Genomic DNA, 22428 nt, shown 5'->3' on the forward strand with positions numbered 1-22428 from the left:
GTCTCCTTACATTTTTTGATACGGGCGGAATCGTTCCTGCAGCTGGCGCAGCTGGTCGATACGCGCGTCGTAGCGCGCCTGCTGCAAACTGCCCAGTTTCACCTGCGAACTGGCGCTGCTCAATAGAGTAATCGCCTGATCGAGCTGGCCGACCAGCGCCATACCTTCTGCGCGTGCCGCCAGCTCCTGGTCACGATGGCCGAGCGCGGCTTCAGCCTGCGCCAGCAGATCCCAACCGTTGCTGTCATCTTTGTAGCTAAAGGTATACCGGTTGAGGATTTTCTCCGCTTCCGCCGCTTGCCCGCCCTGTAAATATGCGTTGGCAAGGTTCAGCTGCAGAACCGGGTTGGTGCGAATTTCGCGGGCATTTTTCAGGCGGTTAATCGCATCGGCCGTTTTCTTCTGTCCGAGATCGATATCGGTTGCCAGGTCGAGATACCACGCGTTCTGCGGATCGGCGCTCAGCAGAGGCTGCAGCGTTTTGCGCGCCAGATCGTAATTATTGCTTTCCATGGCCAGCAGCGCTCGCCCGTACTGGGAGGCGTGCTGTTCGCGGATATTGCCTTTCGCCCACGCGTTCAGCAGATCATCGCCAAGCTTATTTTCCCCGGAGTTATACATTCCCAGGGTTCTGGCCTTGGCGAGGTAAAAATCGGCGGAAGACTGGACAACCACAGGACGCATCTGGTTCGCGCGGTTGCGGGCGTCAGACAGACGACTCTCCGGCAGGGGGTGAGTCAGCAGCATTTCCGGCGGACGGGTCGAGTAGCGCGACTCGTCGAGCAGTTTCCCCATAAAGGCCGGCATCGCCTGCGGATCAAAGCCGGAGCGCTGCAGCACCTGAATCCCGATGCGGTCAGCCTCTTCTTCGTTTTGACGGGTAAAACTGATCATCCCCTGCTGGGTCCCCGCCAGGGTACCGGTGAGCGCCGCCATACCGGCCTGCGGGCTGGCCATCGCCAGCAGAATCGAGCCCAGCGCACCGACCCAGGTCAGCGGGGCGTTGCGTTTTTGATCTTCCATCGCCCGCGCGAGGTGGCGCTGCGTCACGTGGGAGATTTCGTGCGCCATGACCGACGCCAGTTCGCTTTCGGTATCGGAATAGCGGAACAGAGCGGAGTGCAGCACGACATTGCCGCCAAAGAAAGCAAAGGCGTTAATCTGGTCGTTATTAATCAGATAAAAGTGAAAAGGGGTACGAACAGAGTTAGCGTGCGCGACCAGACGCATACCTAATCCATTAATATATTGCACCAGCAGAGGGTCGTTGATGAGCGGCGCGCTACCGCGTAGCTGACGCACATAGTAGTCCCCCATCTGCATTTCCTGGCCAATAGAGAGCGTGCTTCCCGCAGAGGTTCCCATATCGGGCAGGGTATCTGCGGAGTCAGCAAAAGCAGGCAAAATTGAACCCAGCGTCAGCGACGCTATGACGGTTGCCACCAGCGTTTTCTTTAACTGCCTGAACATAACCTCTGTCCTGTAATGTGGGTGTGCCAGTTTGACCGGTTGGGCGGCGTAATGTTCCATTTCCGCGCGTCATGCGAGTTTAGCTGGCGTTGAGGCTATTGAAAATATGATATTCACGCCAGGGGGAATGTTTGTGGCTTTGCTAATAAAAGCGAAGTCTTTCCGGTGACATTTAGATACAATTCCCTCGGTTTTTTTGCCGCTAAGCGCTTCAGGGAAGGGTTTTATGCTTGAGATGTTAATGCAGTGGTACCGTCGTCGGTTTAGCGATCCGGAAGCGATAGCGCTGCTGGTTATTCTGCTGGCCGGGTTCGGGATCATGTTCTTTTTCAGCGGCCTGCTGGCGCCACTGCTGGTCGCCATCGTGCTGGCTTATCTGCTGGAATGGCCGACTGTCAGGCTGGAGCGCGTAGGGCTTTCGCGAACCTGGGCAACTTCGTTAGTGCTGATTCTGTTCGTCGGCGTGTTGTTGCTGATGGCGTTTGTGGTGATGCCCGTCGCCTGGCAGCAGGGCATCTATCTGATTCGCGATATGCCTGGCATGCTCAATAAGCTTTCCGATTTTGCCGCCACGGTTCCGCGCCGTTACCCGGCGCTGATGGACGCCGGTATTCTCGACGCCATGGCGGATAATATGCGCAACCGCGTGCTCACCGTCGGCGATTCGGTGGTCAAATACTCTCTGGCTTCACTGGTCGGTTTACTGACTCTGGCGGTCTATCTGGTGCTGGTGCCGCTGATGGTGTTCTTTCTGCTAAAAGACAAAGAGCAGATGCTGAATGCCGTGCGCCGCGTGCTGCCGCGCAACCGCGGGCTGGCGGGGCAGGTATGGAAAGAGATGAACCAGCAGATCACCAACTATATCCGCGGTAAGGTGCTGGAGATGATTGTCGTCGGCGTGGCAACGTGGATTGGCTTTATCCTGTTTGATCTCAACTATTCGCTGCTGCTGGCGGTGCTGGTCGGGTTCTCGGTGCTGATTCCGTACATCGGCGCCTTCGTGGTGACCATTCCGGTCGTCGGCGTGGCGCTGTTCCAGTTTGGCGCAGGCACGGAGTTCTGGAGTCTGTTTGCGGTGTACCTGATTATTCAGGGGCTGGACGGTAACCTGCTGGTACCGGTGCTGTTTTCCGAAGCCGTCAACCTGCATCCGCTGGTGATTATTCTGTCGGTGGTAATCTTTGGCGGGCTGTGGGGATTCTGGGGCGTCTTTTTTGCGATTCCGCTGGCAACCCTTATCAAAGCGGTGGTGCACGCGTGGCCGGATGGCCTGGCGGTGGAAGACGAGAAATAGTCCGTGGCTGGAAATGCGGAAATGAAAACGGACGCCGGGTCAGTGAATCACGACCCGGCGTCCTGCGTCAGGTCGTGCGTTAGCCGTTTTCTTTCAACCAGTTCAGCACCACATCGTGGTGATTGCTGGTTTTAAAGTTATCAAATACGTGTTCGACTTTGCCGTTGCTATCGATCAGGAAGCTAATGCGGTGAATACCGTCGTAGGTTTTCCCCATAAACGATTTTTCGCCCCAGACGCCAAACTGCTCACACACCTGGTGGTTTTCATCCGACAGCAGCGTGAAGTTCAGCAACTCTTTTTCGGCGAAACGGGAGAGTTTTTCCGGTTTATCGGTACTGATACCCAGGACCTCAACACCCGCTTTTTTTAAGTCATCCATATTATCGCGCAGGCCGCAGGCCTGAACGGTACAACCCGGGGTCATGGCTTTCGGGTAAAAATAAACCAGAACACGCTGTCCCTGGAAGTCGGTCAAATTTACTTCCTCGCCGTCCTGGTCCGGTAAGCTAAATTTCGGTGCAATATCACCGGCTTTCAGTGGATTCATTACTCAAACTCCATCCTGTTCATCATGTTGTGAATAATTAACGATGTTAATACTGCCTTGTGCGTTCAGTTCTGTACATAGGGCTTTGAACGCTTGTTCGATATTTGATGCATTTTGTGTGGCCGGGCTGTGTGCGGTTATCTGAATAAACAACTGCGCTGAATCGTCATCACCGCTGAGCTGGGTACGAGAAACCAGTTCGGCGATGTTCATATTCCACGCGTCAAACAGGGCAGTGAAACGCTCGATAATGTGCGGCGAGTCCGGTACCTCAACCTGGACCCAGACGGTGTTTGGCATGGATTGAGGAGGTCGTGCGGTCGTCCGCTTCATCACGATCAGCAAATCCAGCTCAGCTCCTTTCAGCGGTAGGGTCGATTCGATAAGCGTAATCGCGTTCCATGAACCTGAAAGCAGCATGATAAACGTAAACTCGTCACCAAGCATGGCCAGCCGGCTGTCTTCGATATTACAGCCGCAGCTGCTGACGTGGCGGGTGATAGTGTTCACGATGCCGGGACGGTCAGCGCCCAAAGCGGTAATAACCAGATAGTGTTGTAATGAGGCGGTCAAACCTGTTCTTCCTTCAAAAAGGTGAGGTAACATTAGGAAAGCATAAAAAAAACCGGCATACAACATCCCTGATGGCCTCGGGTCTCTTGCTTTTATTGCGGCACCAAACGTAACATTGAGAATCTTGTCGCACTTCAGCTCTGAGGATGGCCCATGTTCACGGGAAGTATTGTAGCGCTTGTCACGCCGATGGATGAAAACGGTAATGTCTGCCGGTCAAGCCTGAAAAAACTGATTGATTACCATGTCGCCAGCGGAACCTCGGCGATCGTTTCGGTAGGGACTACCGGAGAATCTGCGACCTTAAGCCATGAAGAACATGGCGCTGTCGTGATGATGACGCTTGAACTGGCTGACGGGCGTATCCCGGTCATCGCTGGTACTGGTGCAAATGCAACCGCAGAGGCGATTAGCCTGACCAAACGTTTTAACAACAGCGGCGTTGTCGGCTGCCTGACGGTCACTCCTTATTACAATCGTCCGACCCAGGAAGGGCTGTTCCAACACTTTAAAGCCATCGCCGAACACACCGACCTGCCGCAAATTCTGTATAATGTGCCGTCCCGTACCGGTTGCGACATGCTGCCGGAAACCGTCGGTCGCCTGGCGGAAGTAAAAAATATTATTGGTATTAAGGAAGCGACGGGGAACTTAAGTCGTGTTCATCAGATCAAAGAGCTGGTTTCAGATGACTTTATTCTGTTGAGCGGCGATGATGCCACCGGAATGGACTTTATGCAGCTCGGTGGTCAGGGCGTGATTTCCGTAACGGCGAACGTGGCGGCTCGCGAAATGGCGGATATGTGCCGACTGGCTGCGGAAGGCCAATTTGCGCAAGCTCGCGCAATTAACCAACGTCTGATGCCATTGCATACAAAATTATTTGTCGAACCCAACCCGATCCCCGTGAAATGGGCATGTAAGGCGTTGGGTCTTGTGGCAACCGATACGCTGCGTCTGCCGATGACGCCGATTACCGAACAGGGTACTCAGGCCGTTACCGCAGCGCTGAAGCATGCCGGTTTGCTGTAAAGTTTAGGGAGATTTGATGGCTTACTCAGTACAGAAGTCGCGCCTGACGAAGGTTGCGGGTGTTTCACTGGTCCTGCTTCTCGCGGCCTGTAGTTCCGACTCACGCTACAAACGTCAGGTGGGAGGCGATGAGACTTATCTGCAAGCTACGCCGCTCAGTGAACTGCACGCGCCTGCGGGCATGATTCTGCCGGTTCAGGTTGGGGATTTTAATATTCCGGTTGCGACCAGCGCAGGCGCAGTGGGCAAAGCTCTGGACATCCGTCCCCCGGCTCAGCCTCTGGCACTGGTGAGCGGCGCTCGTACTCAGTTTAACGGTGATACCGCCACGCTGATGGTCGAGAATGGTCGTAGCGGTTCGCTGTGGGCGCAGGTCGCCAGCATCGTACAGTCTAAGAACTATGTCATCACCAAACGCGACGATGCCAGCCAGACGCTGAATACCGACTGGGTTGAGTGGAATCGCCTCGATGAAGACCAGCAGTATCGGGGTCGCTATCAAATCTCAGTGAAACCGCAGGGTTATCAGCAGGCGGTTATTGTGAAGCTGGTGAACCTTGAGCAGGCCGGGAAACCGGTATCCGATCCGGCTTCTCTGCAACGCTATAGTACGTCGATGCTGAACGTCATTTCCGAAGGTCTGGATATGAACGCCACCAGCGCGCAGAACGCGGCGCAGAAAAATGCCGGCGCGACCTTCGATGTGCAGAGCGCTGCCGACGATACGGGTCTGCCCATGCTGGTTGTTCGCGCACCGTTCAACCTGGTGTGGCAACGTCTGCCGGGCGCACTGGAAAAAGTGGGCATGAAGGTAACGGATAGCACCCGCTCGCAAGGCAGCATGGCGCTGACCTACAAGCCGCTGTCTGACAGCAGCTGGCAGGCGCTGGGCGCCAGCGATCCGCAGCTGGTTTCAGGTGATTACAAACTGCAGGTCGGCGACCTCGATAACCGCAGCAGTCTGCAGTTCATCGACCCGAAAGGTCATACGTTGACGCAGTCGCAGAATGACGCCCTGGTAGCCGTATTCCAGGCCGCATTCAGTAAGTAATAAACAGGGCTGGAGCAATCCGGCCCTTTTTAATGTATAGTGACGCAAACGTGTGCGTATACACATCATCCTTCAAATTGTCTCTTTGTTGGCTGCCTTCGTTCATCCCAGTCACTTACTTATGTAAGCTCCTGAGGATTCGCTTAGCCGCCGCCGCGATGCGCTTTGAATGATTTCGTGTACGGGCGGAAACGTATTTTTTGACTTAATATCACTGGAGTGGTGAAAGATGAAAAAGCAAGCTGAGTTGTATCGTGGTAAAGCGAAAACCGTTTACAGCACGGAGAATCCGGATCTGCTGGTCCTCGAATTCCGTAACGATACTTCAGCAGGGGATGGCGCACGCATTGAGCAGTTCGATCGTAAAGGCATGGTGAACAACAAATTTAACCATTTCATTATGAGCAAACTGCAAGAAGCTGGCATCCCGACTCAGATGGAAGCGCTGCTCTCCGATACCGAATGTCTGGTGAAAAAGCTGGAGATGGTTCCGGTGGAGTGTGTGGTCCGTAACCGCGCCGCCGGTTCTCTGGTTAAACGTCTGGGTATTGAAGAAGGCATTGAACTCAATCCGCCGCTGTTTGACCTGTTCCTGAAAAATGATGCGATGCACGATCCGATGGTCAACGAGTCTTACTGTGAGACTTTTGGCTGGGTAAGCAAAAAAAACCTGGCGCGCATGCAGGAACTGACTTTCAAAGCCAACGACGTATTGAAAAAACTGTTTGATGACGCTGGCCTGATCCTGGTCGACTTCAAGCTGGAGTTTGGTCTGTTCAAGGGCGAAGTGGTGCTGGGCGATGAGTTCTCGCCAGATGGCAGCCGTCTGTGGGATAAAAATACCCTCGACAAAATGGACAAAGACCGTTTCCGTCAGAGCTTGGGTGGCCTGATTGAAGCCTATGAAGAAGTCGCCCATCGCCTGGGTGTTAAGCTGGACTAACTCTCCCTTCGCCAGAGGACGATCCCGTCTTCTGGCGCTCTTGTTGTTGTTTCCTGTGGTAATTCTCCTCTTAAGCGCCTACGATCTCTCATATTCGAGAACTTGATGGATTGAGGTGCCTATGCGCTGGCAAGGACGTCGCGAAAGCGACAATGTAGAAGATCGACGTAATGATTCCGGCTCGCCTCTGGGCGGCGGTGGCGGTGGTTTCCGTCTTCCCAGCGGCAAGGGCGGGATCGTCCTGCTGATTATCGTGCTGGTTGCGGGCTATTACGGCGTGGATTTGACCGGCATGCTGACGGGAGAACCGATCGGCCAGCAGCAAACGACGACCCAGCGTTCGGTCAGCCCGAAAGACAATGAAGCCGCCAAGTTTACCTCGGTTATTCTGGCGACAACCGAAGATACCTGGGGACCCATTTTTGAAAAGATGGGGCGTCAATATCCGCAGCCGAAGCTGGTGCTTTATCGCGGCGCTACGCGGACCGGCTGTGGAACCGGGCAATCGGTCATGGGACCGTTCTACTGCCCGGCGGACAGCACTGTCTATATTGACCTCTCTTTCTATGACGAAATGAAGAATAAGCTCGGGGCGGATGGCGATTTTGCTCAGGGCTATGTTATCGCCCATGAAGTCGGCCACCACGTGCAAAAGCTGCTGGGGATCGAATCGAAAGTACGCCAGTTGCAACAGAATGCGTCGCCGACGGAAGTGAACCGCCTGTCGGTGAAAATGGAGCTGCAGGCCGACTGTTTTGCCGGGGTCTGGGGCCATAACATGCAGAAACAGGATGTGCTGGAGACCGGCGACCTGCAGGAAGCCCTCAATGCCGCAGAAGCCATCGGCGACGATCGCCTGCAGCAGCGGAGTCAGGGACGCGTGGTTCCGGACAGCTTCACGCATGGCACCTCTGAACAGCGCTACACCTGGTTCAAGCGCGGTTTCGACAGCGGCGATCCGGCGCAGTGCAACACCTTTGGCCGCGCGCTCTGATCGCGTTCGCCCATGGATAAACTGCTTAGCCTGACGGCGCAGATGGCGCAAGAGGGGATTCGTCGCCTGCTGGTGCTCAGCGGCGACGATGCGTGGTGCCTGCAGCAGGCGCTACTGTTGCGTAAACGGCTGGCCGGCGATGGTTTGTGGGTGGGTCCGCAGCTCATGGAAGAACCCTGTATCTCGCCGGAGGCCCTCAAATCTCTGCTTGGGCGTGAATACCACCACGCCTTCTTTGATGCCCGCGGCGGCTTCGACGCGGCGGCCTTTGCTGCGCTGAGCGGGACGTTGAAAGCGGGAAGCTGGCTTATCCTGCTGACGCCGCCTTTCACCTGTTGGCCGACGCGGCCAGATGCGGATTCTCTGCGCTGGAGCGACGCGCCTGAGCCCATTCCGACGCCCCATTTTGTCCACCGTTTTTGTCAGCGGGTCTGCGCGAACCGTGAGGCGATCGTCTGGCGTCAGAATGAACCGCTGACGCTACCGGACGACGTGCCGCGACCGCACTGGCATCCGGCTGACGGCCATCCTCAGGCCGGACAGGCCGCTATTCTGGCCAGTCTGAGCACGCTCCCTGCAGGCATTGCCGTGGTCACCGCCGAGCGCGGACGGGGAAAATCCGCGCTGGCGGGAATGTTGATTCGTCAGCTGGCGGGCGATGCCATCGTCACTGCCCCGGCGCGCGGCGCAACCGAGGTGATGGCGACGTTCGCTGGAGACGCTTTTCGCTTTATGGCGCCGGATGCATTGCTGGCCAGCAATGCTCAGGCATCATGGCTGGTCGTCGATGAAGCGGCAGCCATTCCCGCGCCGCTGCTTCGCCAGCTGGTCGCCCGTTTTCCTCGCACCTTACTGACCACGACCGTACAGGGCTATGAAGGCACCGGGCGCGGCTTTTTGCTCAAATTTTGCGCCAGCTTTCCCCACTTGCGCCAGTTTAATCTGGTCACGCCCGTTCGCTGGGCTCCGGGGTGCCCGCTGGAAGCGCTGGTCAGCGAATTGCTGCTGTTTGGCGACGAAGCTTTTGCCCATACTCCATCGGGAGAGGTCGCGTTTGCGGCGGTGGAGCAGGACAGCTGGCGGCAACATGCCGGGCTCGCCGAGGCTATGTATCAACTGCTCTCCGGCGCGCATTACCGCACATCGCCGCTGGATTTGCGGCGGATGATGGATGCGCCGGGTCAGCATTTTACCTGCGCCCGCACGGAAAACGGCGTGGCCGGGGCGCTATGGCGGGTGGACGAGGGGGGGCTTGATCCCGCCCTGAGCCGGGCGGTATGGGCCGGCTTTCGCCGCCCGCGCGGCAATCTGGTGGCGCAGTCGCTGGCCGCCCACGGCGGAAGCCCGCTGGCGCCCACGCTACTGGCGCAGCGAGTCACCCGTATCGCCGTGCACCCGGCCCGCCAGCGCGAGGGGCTTGGTCAGGCTCTGGTCGCCCGGGCGGTCGCGCAAAGCGACGGCCTCGATTATCTTTCGGTCAGCTTTGGCTATACGCCGGAGTTAGGGCGCTTCTGGCAGCGCTGCGGTTTTACGCTGGTACGTTTAGGGACCCATCGCGAGGCAAGCAGCGGGTGCTACACGGCGATGGCGCTTTATCCGTTAAGCTCTGCGGGGCACGAACTGGTGCTGCGGGAGTCGCAGCGCCTGGCGCGCGATGAGTTCTGGCTGCGGGAGTGGCGGGAAGCGTTATTTCCGCGGCCGGAGGCGCCAGCAGCTATGCTTACGGAAGACGACTGGCTGGATGTGGCGGGCTTCGCGTTTGCCCATCGCCCGCTGCCGGCGGTGGTTGGCAGCCTGAATCGGCTACTGTTACACACCGGGCTGCCGCTTCCGGCACTTCGCGCCCGTCTGCAGCGCCAGGATGAAGCGGAGATTTGTACCGGGCTGGGTCTGTCCGGACGCAAAGCGCTGTTGGTCAGGCTGCGCGAAGAAGCGGGACTGGCGCTGCTGGACCTGGATGCATCGCGGGCGCAGAGGCTGCGCCAGCAGGTCGGGCAACTGCAATTTTTTTAACTAACTCATTCAGTTAAATGTCATGGTCATATTCCGCGCGCGGCGTAAACTGCCCACGTAAACTAAGGAGACAGCCATGAAACACGACCATTTTATTGTGCAAAGCCCTGCGACACCTGCCCAACAGCTGCTGTTGCTGTTTCATGGCGTCGGCGATAACCCGGTTGCAATGGGGCAAATCGGCAGTCTGTTTGCGCCGCAGTTCCCGGATGCGCTGATCGTCAGCATCGGTGGCGCCGAGCCTTGCGGCCCGCCGCCGGGCCGCCAGTGGTTCTCGGTTCAGGGGGTGACGGAAGAAAATCGTCAGTCGCGGATTGATGCCATTATGCCGACTTTTATTGAGACCGTTCGCTACTGGCAAAAACAGAGCGGCGTCGGCCCGCGGGCGACGGCGCTGATTGGTTTCTCGCAGGGGGCGATTATGTCTCTGGAGAGCATCAAAGCCGAGCCGGGACTGGCATCGCGGGTTATCGCCTTTAATGGACGGTATGCGACGCTTCCGCAGTCGGCGACCACCGCCACGACCATCCATCTGATCCACGGCGGCGAAGATCGCGTTATCGATCTAGCGTGGGCGGTTTCGGCCCAGGAGGCGCTCCAGCAGGCTGGCGGCGATGTGACGCTGGATATCGTCGAGGATCTGGGGCATGCGATTGACGATAGCAGCATACAGTTTGCCCTTGAACGTCTGCGCTATACCGTGCCGAAGCACTATTTTGACGAGGCGTTAAGCGGCAGTACGCCGAAAGACGACGATATTATCGAATTGCTCTAATCGAATATTATCTCGTGAACCTACTCCCCGGATAAGGCGTATCACGCCGCTATCCGGGGGACTCCCGGAGGTGTGGGATTGACTGGGGTCTTACTTCTTCGGCTGGTCGTGCTTCGGCCAGTCGTCGTCATCGTCCCACTTATCGTTACAATCGCGATGGGGCGGCAGCTCCGGCTTATTGGCGAGAAACTTTTTGTGGTCAACGCGATTAAGATCCTTAATCACGTTAATCATGACGCCCACCAAAAATACCAGCACCAGAATCCACCAGTGGTTGATTAGCCATTCCATGTGCGCTTCCTCTTTTCAGGTCGAGGTCGTCAGGCGACCAGTTGTTCCATGATGCGTTGATACATCCGCGCCAGCAGCTGCAGATCGGCGGCGTTAACACATTCATTGATTTTGTGAATTGTCGCATTCACCGGACCCAGCTCGACCACCTGCGCACCCATGCGGGCGATAAAGCGGCCGTCAGAGGTGCCGCCGTTGGTCAGCAGCTGGGGTTTGATCTCATTATAGTGCTCAATGGCATTCACCACCGCTTCGACCAGTTTGCCACGGCTGGTGAGAAACGGCTGGCCAGACAACCACCAGTCCAGGGTATAGCGCAGCTGATATTTATCCAGCAGCTCGACGACGCGGGCTTTGATCATTTCGTCGGTCAGTTCGGTGCTAAAGCGGAAGTTGAACTGAACATACATGTCGCCGGGGATCACGTTATTGCTCCCGGTACCCGCCTGTACGTTGGCTATCTGCATGCTGGTGGGAGGGAAAAATTCATTGCCTTTATCCCACTCGATCCCCACCAGCTCCGTCAGCATAGGGGCCGCGCGGTGCACCGGGTTATCGGCGAGATGCGGGTAAGCGACATGGCCCTGCACGCCGTGAATGGTCAGGTTGCAGGTGAGTGAGCCACGACGACCGTTTTTGACCACGTCGCCGACGACTTCGGTGCTTGACGGCTCGCCGACCAGACAGTAGTCCAGACGTTCGTTACGGGCCATTAGCGCTTCGACGACTTTCACCGTGCCGTTGTGCGCGCTGGCCTCTTCATCAGAGGTGATCAAAAAGGCCAGACGACCTTTATGGTTCGGATACTGGGCGACAAAGCGCTCGGCGGCAACCACCATGGCTGCCAGCGAGCCTTTCATATCTGCCGCGCCGCGGCCGAACAGCATGCCGTCGCGAATAGTAGGTTCGAAGGGCGGGTTAATCCAACGGTCGGCATCGCCGGCCGGAACAACATCGGTATGGCCGGCAAAGGCCAGCGTTTCACCGCGTCCGCGCCAGGCCCAGAAGTTTTGGGTATCGCCGAAATCCATCGGTTCGACGGTAAAACCAATCGCACGCAGGCGTTCAATCATTAACGCCTGACATCCCGCATCATCGGGGCTGAGGGAAGGGCGGCGAATAAGCTGCTGAGCCAGCTCAATGACCGGGCAAGACATAGACTATACCTCGTTAACAAGCTTCTTATAAGTGAGTTCACTGAAACCCAGCAGCATAGGCTGCCCGGGCGCACAGAGCAATGGGCGTTTGATAATTGCCGGCATTTCCAGCATCAACCCGGCGGCAGCATCGGCGTTATTGATACCGGCACGCACGGTTTCATCCAGTTTGCGCCAGGTTGTGCCGCGGGTGTTGAGCAGGGCTTCCCAGCCCAGTTCGGCGATAAAGGTGTTTAACAACTCGCGATCCAGGCCATCGGCACGATAATCATGGAATTGATAGGCAATCTGATTCGCCTCCAGCCAGCGGCGGGCCTTTTTAATGGTGTCGCAGTTTTTGATTCCGTACATCGTCAGCATAATGAAACCTTTTCTTTTTCGTTGATTTAAGCGCTTAACTCAGAAATTTCCGAATACACAGGGCGGTATAAAATAATACGTCAATCGCGTGAATAAATATCCCTTTTTACCCTCGATATAGGCATTGCGCGAATATTAACCAGACGGCTAACGATAACCGGTAAATCACCTGCTGGCGGGGGGTAAAGGAACAGGATATCGGTAGTAGAATTTTTCTGAAAACAGGCTTGATATTGCGAAATGTTGCTATGCATCACATTAAATTAACATTCTCAGGCTCATAGTAGCAGCAAATCCGAGAGATGGTAGCGTAGACGAGGTTATCAGCAATCGCAGCGATAACCTTAACGTGCTTCCTTTCCCAAACCGATTTGCATAAAATTACCCATAATAATAAGAGAGGCTATTATGATTGAACATGAACTAGGGAACTGGAAAGATTTTATTGAAGGTATGCTGCGTAGATAAAATCCTCAATGTGAGCAGAGCAACAGAACGGCTAAAATAATAGCCCGACTGCTGTAAGCAGATAAAAAAGGCGACTATTACGGTCGCCTTTTTGTTATTTCGCGGGCAAGCAACGGGGCGCTCAGGGCCCGGCCGGGTTATTGCGGGCGCTCTTTTTGCGGAAAGCGTCGACGTACTAGTACGAAGAATAGCGGAACGAAGAAAATAGCCAGAATGGTGGCGGAAATCATCCCGCCCATCACCCCGGTGCCGACGGCATGCTGACTACCAGAACCGGCGCCGGTGCTGGTCGCCATCGGCAGGACCCCAAAAATAAAGGCCAGCGACGTCATCAGGATCGGACGCAGACGCTGGCGACAGGCCGACAGCGTGGCGGCGAGTAAATCTTCCCCTTTCTCGTTGAGCTCATTCGCAAACTCAACGATCAAAATGGCGTTTTTCGCCGACAGGCCGATGACCGTCAGCAGACCAACCTGGAAGTACACGTCGTTTTCAAGGCCGCGCATCCAGGTAGCCAGCAGGGCGCCGATAACGCCCAGCGGCACCACCAGCATGACCGAGAAGGGGATAGACCAGCTCTCGTACAGCGCTGCCAGACACAAGAACACCACCAGCAGCGAAATGGCGTACAGCGCCGGGGCCTGCGCGCCGGACAGCCGTTCCTGGTAGGACATGGCCGTCCAGTCGAGCCCAAAGCCGTTGGGCAACTGTCTGGTCAGATCTTCCATGATAGCCATCGCGGTACCGGTACTGATGCCCGGAGCCGCTTCACCGATGATTTCCACCGCCGAGTAGCCGTTATAGCGTTCCAGGCGCGGGGAACCGGTTTGCCAGCGCGAGGTGGCAAATGCCGAGAAGGGCACCATCGTGCCGCTGCTATTGCGCACGTACCACTGATTAATATCGTCAGGCAGCATGCGGTAAGGGGCGGCGGACTGCACGTAGACTTTCTTTACCCGACCGCGGTCCATAAAATCGTTTACGTAGCTTGAGCCCCAGGCGGTCTGCAAGGTGTTGTTGATATCATCAATGGCAACGCCCAGCGCCTGGGCTTTTCGCTGATCGATATCGATCTGCAGTTGCGGGCTGTCGTCAAGGCCATTATGGCGTACCCGGGTCAGCCGCTCATCTTTCGCCGCCAGATCGAGCAGCGTGTCGCGGGCTGCCATGAGTGCCGCGTGCCCGTTGCCGGCGTGGTCTTCAAGCTCCATATCAAAACCGGCGGAACTGCCCAGCCCGCTGATTGCCGGTGGGTTAGTGGCGAAGACGCGCGCCTCGTTAATGTTGTTAAAGGCTTTTGTCGCGCGTTCAATGATCGCAAATGAGGTGCCGGTTTTCGCATCGCGTTCATCCCAGTCTTTCAGGCGGATAAACATGCGCGCGACGTTCTGACCGTTGCCTCCCGGACCAGAACCTACGGTAGCGAAAATCGAAGCAACGTTGGCCTGTTCGTGGCTAAAGAAATAGTCCTCAACTTTTTGCACGACTTTTAAGGTCTGCTGTTGCGTTGCGCCGCTCGGCAATTGCACGGAGGTCAGAAACATGCCGCGGTCTTCCTGAGGCAGAAACGAAGTCGGGAGGCGTAAGAACATAAAGACCATTCCGCCCAACAGCAGCGCGTAGATCGCTATCCAGCGCAGCGAACGGTGAAGAATTTTGCCCACCGCGGTTTCGTAGCGGCTGGCGTTACGGTTGAACATACGGTTAAACCAGCCAAAGAAGCCTTTTTTCCCGTGCTCCTCGCCCTTCTTCATCGGTTTTAGCAAGGTGGCGCACAGTGCCGGGGTGAGGATCATGGCCACGAGTACCGACAGCACCATCGCCGAGACGATGGTAATAGAAAACTGGCGATAAATGGCGCCGGTTGTGCCGCCGAAGAAGGCCATCGGGATAAAGACCGCCGACAGCACCATGGCGATCCCGACCAGCGCCCCCTGAATCTGGCCCATGGATTTTCGTGTCGCTTCACGCGGCGAAAGACCCTCTTCGCTCATGATGCGCTCAACGTTCTCGACCACCACGATAGCGTCATCCACCAGCAGGCCTATCGCCAGCACCATCGCGAACATCGTCAGGGTGTTGATACTGTAGCCGCAGGCAAACAGGATGGCGAAGGTCCCCATCAGAACCACCGGTACGGCAATAGTTGGGATGAGCGTTGCGCGGATATTTTGCAGGAACAGGTACATCACCAGGAAAACCAGCGCGATAGCTTCCAGCAACGTTTTCACCACGTCATGGATAGAGGCCTTGACGAAGGAGGTGGTTTCGTAGGCAATTTTATATTCAAGGCCGTGCGGAAAATACTGCGACAGCTCATTCAGACGATTGAGCACCAGCTCCGCGGTCTGCATTTCGTTTGCCCCGGAGGCCAGTTGCACGCCCAGGCCGGAGGCCGGGTTGCGGTTGTAGCGGCTGAGGTAATCGTAGCTTTCCGCGCCCAGCTCGACTTTCGCCACATCGCCGAGCGTCACCAGCGAACCGTCCGGATTAACCCGCAGCGTAATATCGCGGAACTGCTGCGGCGTTTGCAGCAGCGACTGGGCGTTAATGGTGGCATTGAGCGACTGATTATTAACCGACGGCGTCCCGCCAAGCTGGCCGACCGCAATCTGTGCGTTCTGCGATTTGATGGCGTCGGTGACATCTTTTGCCGTCATCTGTACGCTGGTGAGTTTGGCTGGATCCAGCCAGATGCGCATTGAGTATTGCGAGCCGTAGGCCGTAATGTCGCCAACTCCGTTAACGCGGCTGAGCGGCTCCTGAACATTACTGGCCACATAGTCGGCGATATCCTGCTTATCCATGCTGCCGTCAGTCGAGACGAACGCGATAGTCAGAATGTTGGTATCACCGGTTTTACGTACCGTCACCCCCTGATTTTGCACATCCTGGGGCAGTTTTTTCATTGCCGATTGCAGCTGGTTTTGTACCTGCTGCATGGCTTCGTTGGGGTCCGTTCCGGCGGTAAAGGTCAGCGTAATCGACGCCTGACCCGAAGAGCTGCTCTGGGAAGACATATACATCAGGTTATCGAGGCCGGTCATGTTTTGTTCGATAACCTGGGTGACGGTGTTTTCCAGCGTTTGCGCGGAGGCCCCCGGATAATTGGCGGTAATACGCACGTTAGGTGGCGCAAGATCGGGATACTGCTCAACGGGAAGTGACAAGATTGCGAGCGTGCCGGTCAGACAGAGCAGGATCGCCAGAACCCACGCGAAAATGGGGCGATCGATAAAAAAATTCGCCATCAGAATTGAGACCTCATTGTGTACATTTTTATTACCGCACAGTCTGTGACACTCTATAGGCAACTCCACCGACAAACGTGGAGAAATTAAGGAGATAGTGTAATTTATCGTGTGGCTTTAGCGACACTGTAAATAACTTTCCGACTCTCTGCGCAAAACCCCAACATACCCCGAGTCTGCTTGTCATGGTCAGACTTTTTTCTGCTTGCTTCGTTAAATAAAACGCAATTTCATTTAAGTCAAAGAATTTGATCCAAAACGGGTTATCGCGAGAAAAATAATATTCCGGGCAAATGAACATTGTTCCTGCCCCATTTTGTCGGGTAATAAATAGTCATGCGAATCGAGGGGTTATTAACCGAAGACCGAAGGATACCATGAACCACTTTATTATCAGCGATAGTCGCAAATGCATCGGCTGCAAAGCCTGCGAAGTGGCCTGCGTGATGGCGCACAACGGCGAACAGCACGTCCTGACCCCGCAGCGCTTCTTACCGCGCATAACCGTGATGAAGCACGAGCAAAAACGTAACGCAATAACATGTCGCCATTGTGAAAGCGCCCCCTGCGCCCGTAGTTGCCCGAATGATGCCATTCACCAGATAAATGACAGCGTGCAGGTTGACGAGGAAAAGTGCATCGGCTGTAAATCCTGCATGGTGGCCTGTCCGTTTGGTGTCATGACGATCGTGCTGTTACCGGCGGAGTCGGGGAAAGTGAAAGCCAGCGCGCATAAATGCGATCTGTGCAGCGGCCGTGAAGGCGGGCCATCCTGCGTGCAACACTGTCCGGCGCAGGCGCTGCAGCTGGCGACGGAAGCGACCCTTTCCGCGATGGCCAGACAGCGGCGCCTGAGTACGGCGCGGCTGGATGCGCAGCCGTGGCATGCGCATCCAGTCGATATGCCATTAGCGGAAGCTGTCACCAAAGTCAGCCAGATGGCGGCAACGCCATCGCGCAACGAGGCGGATAAACGGGCCGCAGCGGTCCGTAAGAGGGATTTTGCCGAGATAGTTCAGCCCTTTAACGCCGGACAGGCGCAGCAGGCTTCGGCGCGCTGCCTGCAGTGCGGTGAACACAGTATCTGCGAATGGACCTGTCCGCTGCATAACCATATTCCCCAGTGGATTGAACGGGTACAAGCGGGGGATATCGACGCCGCCGTGGCGCTGTCCCATCAGACCAACTGCCTGCCGGAGATAACCGGCCGCGTTTGCCCGCAGGATCGCCTGTGTGAAGGGGCCTGTACGCTGCGTGATGAACATGGCGCGGTGACCATCGGCAACATCGAGCGCTATATCTCCGACCAGGCGCTGGCGCAAGGCTGGCGGCCGGATCTCTCCCGGGTTGTCGACAGCGGAAAAAAAGTCGCCATTATCGGCGCCGGGCCTGCGGGGCTGGCCTGCGCTGACCGGTTGATCCGAAACGGCGTGCAGCCGGTGGTCTTTGACCGTCATCCGGAAATTGGCGGGTTGCTGACTTTCGGCATTCCGGCCTTCAAGCTGGAAAAGTCGCTGCTGGCCCGGCGCCGGGAGATTTTTACTGAAATGGGTATCCGCTTTGAACTGGAGTGTGAAGTGGGCAAGGACGTGGCGTTAACCACCTTGCTGGCCGGGTACGACGCGGTATTTATCGGCGCCGGAACCTATCGTTCGATGAAAGCGGGGCTGCCGAATGAAGAGGCCCCGGGCGTTTATGACGCGCTGCCGTTCCTGATTGCCAATACTAAGCAGGTTATGGGGCTGAGCGAGAAACCGGAAGAGCCATACATCAATACCCGCGGACTGAATGTCGTGGTGCTGGGGGGCGGCGATACGGCGATGGATTGCGTGCGCACCGCGCTACGTCACGGGGCGAAAAAGGTGACCTGCGCCTATCGTCGCGATGAGGCCAATATGCCGGGGTCGAAAAAAGAGGTGAAAAACGCGCGTGAAGAGGGGGCGGAGTTCGAATTTAACGTTCAGCCGGTGACGCTGGAGCGGGATAGCGACGGCCGGGTTAACGGCGTACGGTTTCTGCGCACCCAACTGGGCGAACCGGATGCGCAGGGGCGTCGCAGCCCATCGCCGCTGCCGGGCAGCGAGTTCGTGATGCCGGCCGATGCGGTGATCATGGCTTTTGGATTCCATCCCCACGGGATGCCGTGGCTGGAGTCCGTCGGCGTACAGCTCGATAGCCGGGGGCGGATTAAGGCCAGCGTCGAGAGCCGCTACCGCTATCAGACCACGCACGACAAAATTTTTGCCGGCGGAGATGCCGTGCGCGGCGCCGATCTGGTGGTGACGGCGATGGCCGAAGGTCGTCATGCGGCGCAGGGGATTATGGATTATCTCGGCGTAAAATCGGCGCTGCTTCACTAACGACAAACCCGGCTGCGCAGCGTAGTATGACAGCGTCATTCCACGCTGCGGGGCCGTATGTCACTCAACATCAACGTTATCAAAGATAAACTCCTCTCTGAAAACTACTTTATTCTGCGCAATATGACCTACGAGCTGACGCGTAGCGACGGCAGCGTGGTCCGTCATAAGCGCGAGGTGTACGATCGCGGCAACGGCGCTACGGTGCTGTTGTATAACCGCCGTAAGCAAACCGTCGTGTTGGTCCGTCAGTTTCGTGTCGCCACCTGGGTCAACGGTAACGAGGACGGAATGCTGATTGAAACCTGCGCCGGGTTGTTGGATAACGACGAGCCCGAAGCCTGTATCCGCAAAGAGGCCATCGAAGAGACCGGATACGAAGTGGGCGATGCGCATAAGCTGTTCGAGCTGTATATGTCTCCCGGCGGGGTGACCGAAATTGTTCACTTCTTTATCGCCGAGTACAGCGATGCGCAGCGTAAAACGCGCGGCGGCGGCGTTGAAGATGAAGATATCGATGTGCTGGAGCTGCCTTTCAACCAGGCGTTGCAGATGGTTGCCAACGGCGAGATACGCGATGGAAAGGCGGTGATCCTGCTGCAATACCTGCAAACATCGGGACTGATGGCGGGGTTATCTGATAAATCTGATTGAGTAACGTGCTGCCGCTGGTGAAGATGACCGCTGTTCTGAGCGTTCTTCTCTGGGGTTGTGCCGCGCATGCTTTATCGGGTTCTTTTTTTTCTGTTTTGCGGTTTGCTACCGACGTCGCGAGCGTGGGCGGCGCCGGTGCAACAGCTATTCGGTGACTGGCTGGTCACCTGCAATAATCAGAATTTCTGCGTCGCCCGCAACGTTGGTCTGCATCATGGGCTGGTGATGACCCTCAGCCGCAGCGCCGGCGCCGTTACCGATGCCAGCCTGCGCATTGAGCTGGGCGGTATCGGTAATCCGGTTGCCGCTCTGGCGCCGATTGCGCCTCGTCTTCTGCTTGACGGTAAACCGCTGGCGTTGACCGATAAACACTGGCAGGTTGCGGATAAGCTGATCAACACCGGGGATAGCGTGACGATCGATGCTTTTCTCCAGCAGGTGCAGGAAGGGCGGGCGATAACCCTGGTTAACGGTCTGCAAAGTGTTTCTCTGCAAGGGCTGAAGGCCGCGTTGCTGTTTATCGATAGCCATCAAAAGCGTGTCGGCAGCGAAACCGCCTGGGTGGGGAAGGGCGAAGGGCCGCCGCTTAGCGTGCCGCCGGCACCTGCGCTGCGGGCGGTTGGCAAGGTCGACTTTTCGCCATCGCCGCTCAGTCGGGAGGAGCTTAATGACCTGATGGATTACGGCAACGAGCGGATGAACAACAGCGCCTGTTCGCTGGACCCTCTCCGCCGCGAGATTCGCCTTACCGCGTTGACGGATGAGAAGGTATTACTGATGGTCAGCTGCGAAGCCGGGGCGTACAACACCATCTGGCTGGCCTGGCTGGTGTCGCGCCAGCAGCCGTATGTGGCCCGTCCGGTCCGTCTGACGCTGCCCTTCCAGCCGCCGGGCAATGCGGAGCGTGATATTGAACTGATTAATGCCAGTATTGATGAGCGACGTCATGAGCTGGTGACGCTGGATAAAGGGCGCGGCCCCGGCGATTGCGGGGTTCAGACCCGCTGGCGCTATGATGGCCAGCGGTTTAGCCTGGTTCGCTATGCGCAGCAGCCGCAGTGCGATAACTGGCAGGGGCCAGATGCCTGGCCCACGCTATGGGTTACCCGTTACATATTTCATCCGCAAGACTGACGATATGCTCGGCGGTGAAGCCAAAGAACGGGAAGAGTTTATCCGCTGGCGCCGATTCACCGTAGCTTCTCATGCCCACGATGGCGCCCTTCAGCCCGACATATTTATACCAGTAGTCGGCGATACCGGCCTCAACGGCAATTCTGGCGCTGACGTTAGCCGGAAGAACCGACTCCCGATATGCCTCATCTTGCGCATCGAAAACATCGGTTGAGGGCAGAGAGACAACCCGCACGTTAACCCCTTTGGCGAGCAGTTTTTCCGCCGCCAGCACGGTTATCTCCACTTCGGAACCGGTGGCTATCAGGATTAAATCCGGTTTACCCCCCGCATCTTTCAGCACGTAGCCGCCGCGGGCAATGTCCTGCACCTGTTGCGGCGTCCGCGCCATTTGCGCCAGATTTTGCCGCGACAGAATCAGCGCGGTGGGACCGGTTTGTCGTTCAATCGCCGCCTGCCACGCGACCGCCGTTTCGACCTGATCGCAGGGGCGCCAGGTACTGAAGTTCGGCGTCAGCCGCAGGCTGGCCAGCTGTTCGACCGCCTGATGAGTGGGGCCATCTTCCCCTAGCCCAATCGAGTCATGGGTATAGACCATTATCTGTCTGGCCTTCATCAGCGCCGCCATGCGCGCCGCGTTACGCGCATATTCGACAAACATCAGGAAGGTGGACGTATAGGGGATAAAACCGCCGTGCAGGGCAATGCCGTTGCCGATCGCCGTCATGCCGAACTCGCGCACGCCATAATGAATATAGTTGCCCGCGACGTCCTCTTTAATGGATGTTGAACCGGACCAGATGGTGAGGTTGCTCGGCGCCAGATCCGCCGATCCGCCCAGCAGCTCCGGCAGAAGCGGGCCATAGGCGTTCAGGGCATTTTGCGACGCTTTACGGCTGGCAATTTTCGCCGGTTCGGCCTGCAGTTGCGCGATGTAATCGTGCGCCGCATCGCCCCAGTTCTCCGGCAGCGCGCCGTCCATTCTGCGTTTCAGTTCCGCCGCCAGGTCAGGATACTGCTGCTGATAAGCGGCGAACCGCTGATTCCACCTCTGTTCTGCCTGCTCGCCGCGCGGCCGGGCGTCCCATTGCTGATAAATCTCTTTGGGGATCTCGAACGGCGGATATTTCCAGCCTAGCTTCTCGCGGGTCAAGGCGACCTCTTTTTCCCCCAGCGCTGCGCCGTGGGACTCTTCCGAACCGGCTTTATTCGGTGAACCAAAGCCGATCACGGTGCGGCAGATGATCAGCGAAGGTTTATCCGTGACGCTTTGCGCCTCGAGAATCGCCTGTTTCACTGCCTGCGGGTCGTGGCCGTCAATATCGCCAATCACGTGCCAGTGATAGGCCCGAAAGCGCGCGGCGGTATCGTCGGTGAACCAGCCGTCGGTTTTACCATCGATTGAGATGCCGTTATGGTCGTAGAAACCGATCAGCTTGCCGAGCCCCAGCGTCCCCGCCAGCGAGCTGGCTTCGTGGGAAATCCCCTCCATCAGACAGCCATCGCCCATAAACACCCAGGTATAGTGATCGACAATGTCATGGCCGGGACGGTTAAACTGCGCCGCCAGGGTGCGTTCGGCAATCGCCATGCCGACGGCGTTAGCCAGCCCCTGACCAAGCGGGCCGGTGGTAGTCTCGACGCCGGGAGTATAGCCGTGCTCCGGGTGGCCGGGCGTTTTCGAATGGAGCTGGCGAAAGTTTTTCAATTCGGCCAGCGGCAGATCGTAGCCGGTCAGATGCAGCAGGCTATACAGCAGCATCGACGCATGACCGTTAGAGAGTACAAAGCGGTCACGGTCGTACCAGTGCGGATTCACGGGATTGTGTTTAAGAAAATCATTCCACAGGACTTCGGCGATATCCGCCATCCCCATTGGGGCGCCGGGGTGGCCGGAGTTGGCTTTCTGTACGGCGTCCATGCTCAGGGCGCGAATGGCGTTGGCAAGTTCTCTTCGGGACATAATGGACTCCTGAAACAAGATGTTGCATGAGTTTTTGTTGCTTGTCGGTCGAGGCGTTGATGGGGTGGATAACTAAAAAGCATAGCAGACGGGAC

At 56.9% G+C, this 22428-nt stretch carries 19 protein-coding genes; 11 read left to right on the forward strand and 8 right to left on the reverse strand.

Features of this window, described 5'->3' with window-relative positions; genetic code table 11:
* Window positions 1-6 precede the first annotated feature (6 nt).
* Window positions 7-1470 (reverse strand): beta-barrel assembly-enhancing protease, encoded by a 1464-nt coding sequence (gene bepA, locus Electrica_RS06505; RefSeq protein WP_141963991.1) that lies wholly within the window; start codon window positions 1468-1470, stop codon window positions 7-9.
* A 226-nt stretch (window positions 1471-1696) separates the two neighbouring features.
* Here bepA and Electrica_RS06510 point away from each other — a divergent pair, with 226 nt between their 5' ends.
* Window positions 1697-2764: an AI-2E family transporter gene (locus tag Electrica_RS06510; RefSeq protein WP_100683281.1), complete on the forward strand. Its 1068-nt coding sequence runs from the start codon at window positions 1697-1699 to the stop codon at window positions 2762-2764.
* A 79-nt stretch (window positions 2765-2843) separates the two neighbouring features.
* Here the strand turns inward: Electrica_RS06510 and bcp are convergent, their stop codons facing one another.
* Complete coding sequence (gene bcp, locus Electrica_RS06515) at window positions 2844-3314, reverse strand: thioredoxin-dependent thiol peroxidase (RefSeq protein WP_100683280.1); 471 nt, start codon at window positions 3312-3314, stop codon at window positions 2844-2846.
* Window positions 3315-3317: 3 nt separating this feature from the next.
* Complete coding sequence (locus Electrica_RS06520) at window positions 3318-3887, reverse strand: glycine cleavage system transcriptional repressor (protein ID WP_165785351.1); 570 nt, start codon at window positions 3885-3887, stop codon at window positions 3318-3320.
* Between the two features lie 153 nt (window positions 3888-4040).
* Between Electrica_RS06520 and dapA the strand changes: the two genes are divergently transcribed.
* From dapA to ypfH, 6 genes are all read left to right on the forward strand, one after another.
* Window positions 4041-4919 carry a 4-hydroxy-tetrahydrodipicolinate synthase gene (gene dapA, locus Electrica_RS06525; protein WP_100683277.1) on the forward strand — a complete coding sequence of 293 codons (879 nt, stop codon included), beginning with the start codon at window positions 4041-4043 and terminating at the stop codon, window positions 4917-4919.
* 16 nt (window positions 4920-4935) lie between these two features.
* On the forward strand, window positions 4936-5970 hold the full coding sequence (bamC, locus tag Electrica_RS06530; protein ID WP_141963993.1) for an outer membrane protein assembly factor BamC: 1035 nt from the start codon (window positions 4936-4938) through the stop codon (window positions 5968-5970).
* A 229-nt stretch (window positions 5971-6199) separates the two neighbouring features.
* Window positions 6200-6913, forward strand: a complete 714-nt coding sequence (gene purC, locus Electrica_RS06535) for a phosphoribosylaminoimidazolesuccinocarboxamide synthase (RefSeq protein ID WP_100683273.1) — start codon at window positions 6200-6202, stop codon at window positions 6911-6913.
* Window positions 6914-7034: 121 nt separating this feature from the next.
* A complete protein-coding gene (ypfJ, locus tag Electrica_RS06540; RefSeq protein WP_100683271.1) occupies window positions 7035-7907 on the forward strand; it encodes a KPN_02809 family neutral zinc metallopeptidase in 873 nt (290 codons plus the stop codon).
* Window positions 7908-7919: 12 nt separating this feature from the next.
* Entirely contained in the window at window positions 7920-9920 is a 2001-nt protein-coding gene (locus Electrica_RS06545) for a tRNA(Met) cytidine acetyltransferase TmcA (RefSeq protein ID WP_141963995.1), read from the forward strand.
* A 76-nt stretch (window positions 9921-9996) separates the two neighbouring features.
* Window positions 9997-10695 carry an esterase gene (ypfH, locus tag Electrica_RS06550; protein ID WP_100683268.1) on the forward strand — a complete coding sequence of 233 codons (699 nt, stop codon included), beginning with the start codon at window positions 9997-9999 and terminating at the stop codon, window positions 10693-10695.
* Window positions 10696-10785: 90 nt separating this feature from the next.
* Here ypfH and Electrica_RS06555 read toward each other — a convergent pair whose 3' ends face one another.
* From Electrica_RS06555 to Electrica_RS06565, 3 genes are read right to left on the reverse strand one after another with little or no spacing between them, the layout of a single operon-like run.
* Entirely contained in the window at window positions 10786-10986 is a 201-nt protein-coding gene (locus tag Electrica_RS06555; protein WP_004866145.1) for a YpfN family protein, read from the reverse strand.
* 29 nt (window positions 10987-11015) lie between these two features.
* Window positions 11016-12143: a succinyl-diaminopimelate desuccinylase gene (gene dapE / locus Electrica_RS06560; protein WP_032695538.1), complete on the reverse strand. Its 1128-nt coding sequence runs from the start codon at window positions 12141-12143 to the stop codon at window positions 11016-11018.
* A gap of 3 nt (window positions 12144-12146) precedes the next feature.
* On the reverse strand, window positions 12147-12503 hold the full coding sequence (locus Electrica_RS06565) for an ArsC family reductase (RefSeq protein ID WP_131048798.1): 357 nt from the start codon (window positions 12501-12503) through the stop codon (window positions 12147-12149).
* Between the two features lie 408 nt (window positions 12504-12911).
* On the opposite strand from Electrica_RS06565, the gene ypfM reads away from it, so the two are divergent.
* Window positions 12912-12971 carry a protein YpfM gene (ypfM, locus tag Electrica_RS06570; RefSeq protein ID WP_100683384.1) on the forward strand — a complete coding sequence of 20 codons (60 nt, stop codon included), beginning with the start codon at window positions 12912-12914 and terminating at the stop codon, window positions 12969-12971.
* Window positions 12972-13108: 137 nt separating this feature from the next.
* Here ypfM and acrD read toward each other — a convergent pair whose 3' ends face one another.
* The gene (acrD, locus tag Electrica_RS06575; protein ID WP_141963997.1) at window positions 13109-16222 is read right to left on the reverse strand and encodes a multidrug efflux RND transporter permease AcrD; all 3114 of its coding nucleotides are present in this window, start codon (window positions 16220-16222) and stop codon (window positions 13109-13111) included.
* Between the two features lie 377 nt (window positions 16223-16599).
* Between acrD and aegA the strand changes: the two genes are divergently transcribed.
* The 3 genes from aegA (at window position 16600) to Electrica_RS06590 (ending at window position 20370) form a co-directional block, all read left to right on the forward strand.
* A complete protein-coding gene (gene aegA / locus Electrica_RS06580) occupies window positions 16600-18582 on the forward strand; it encodes a formate-dependent uric acid utilization protein AegA (RefSeq protein WP_141963999.1) in 1983 nt (660 codons plus the stop codon).
* Window positions 18583-18639: 57 nt separating this feature from the next.
* A complete protein-coding gene (nudK, locus tag Electrica_RS06585; RefSeq protein ID WP_100683247.1) occupies window positions 18640-19236 on the forward strand; it encodes a GDP-mannose pyrophosphatase NudK in 597 nt (198 codons plus the stop codon).
* 66 nt (window positions 19237-19302) lie between these two features.
* Window positions 19303-20370, forward strand: a complete 1068-nt coding sequence (locus Electrica_RS06590; RefSeq protein ID WP_141964001.1) for a DUF1176 domain-containing protein — start codon at window positions 19303-19305, stop codon at window positions 20368-20370.
* On the opposite strand, the gene tkt is transcribed toward Electrica_RS06590, so the two are convergent.
* Window positions 20339-22333 (reverse strand): transketolase, encoded by a 1995-nt coding sequence (tkt, locus tag Electrica_RS06595; RefSeq protein WP_141964003.1) that lies wholly within the window; start codon window positions 22331-22333, stop codon window positions 20339-20341. The genes Electrica_RS06590 and tkt overlap by 32 nt on opposite strands.
* Between the last annotated feature and the right edge of the window lie 95 nt (window positions 22334-22428).

Origin of the sequence: Klebsiella electrica (assembly GCF_006711645.1) — a bacterium.
Lineage (GTDB): Bacteria > Pseudomonadota > Gammaproteobacteria > Enterobacterales > Enterobacteriaceae > Klebsiella > Klebsiella electrica.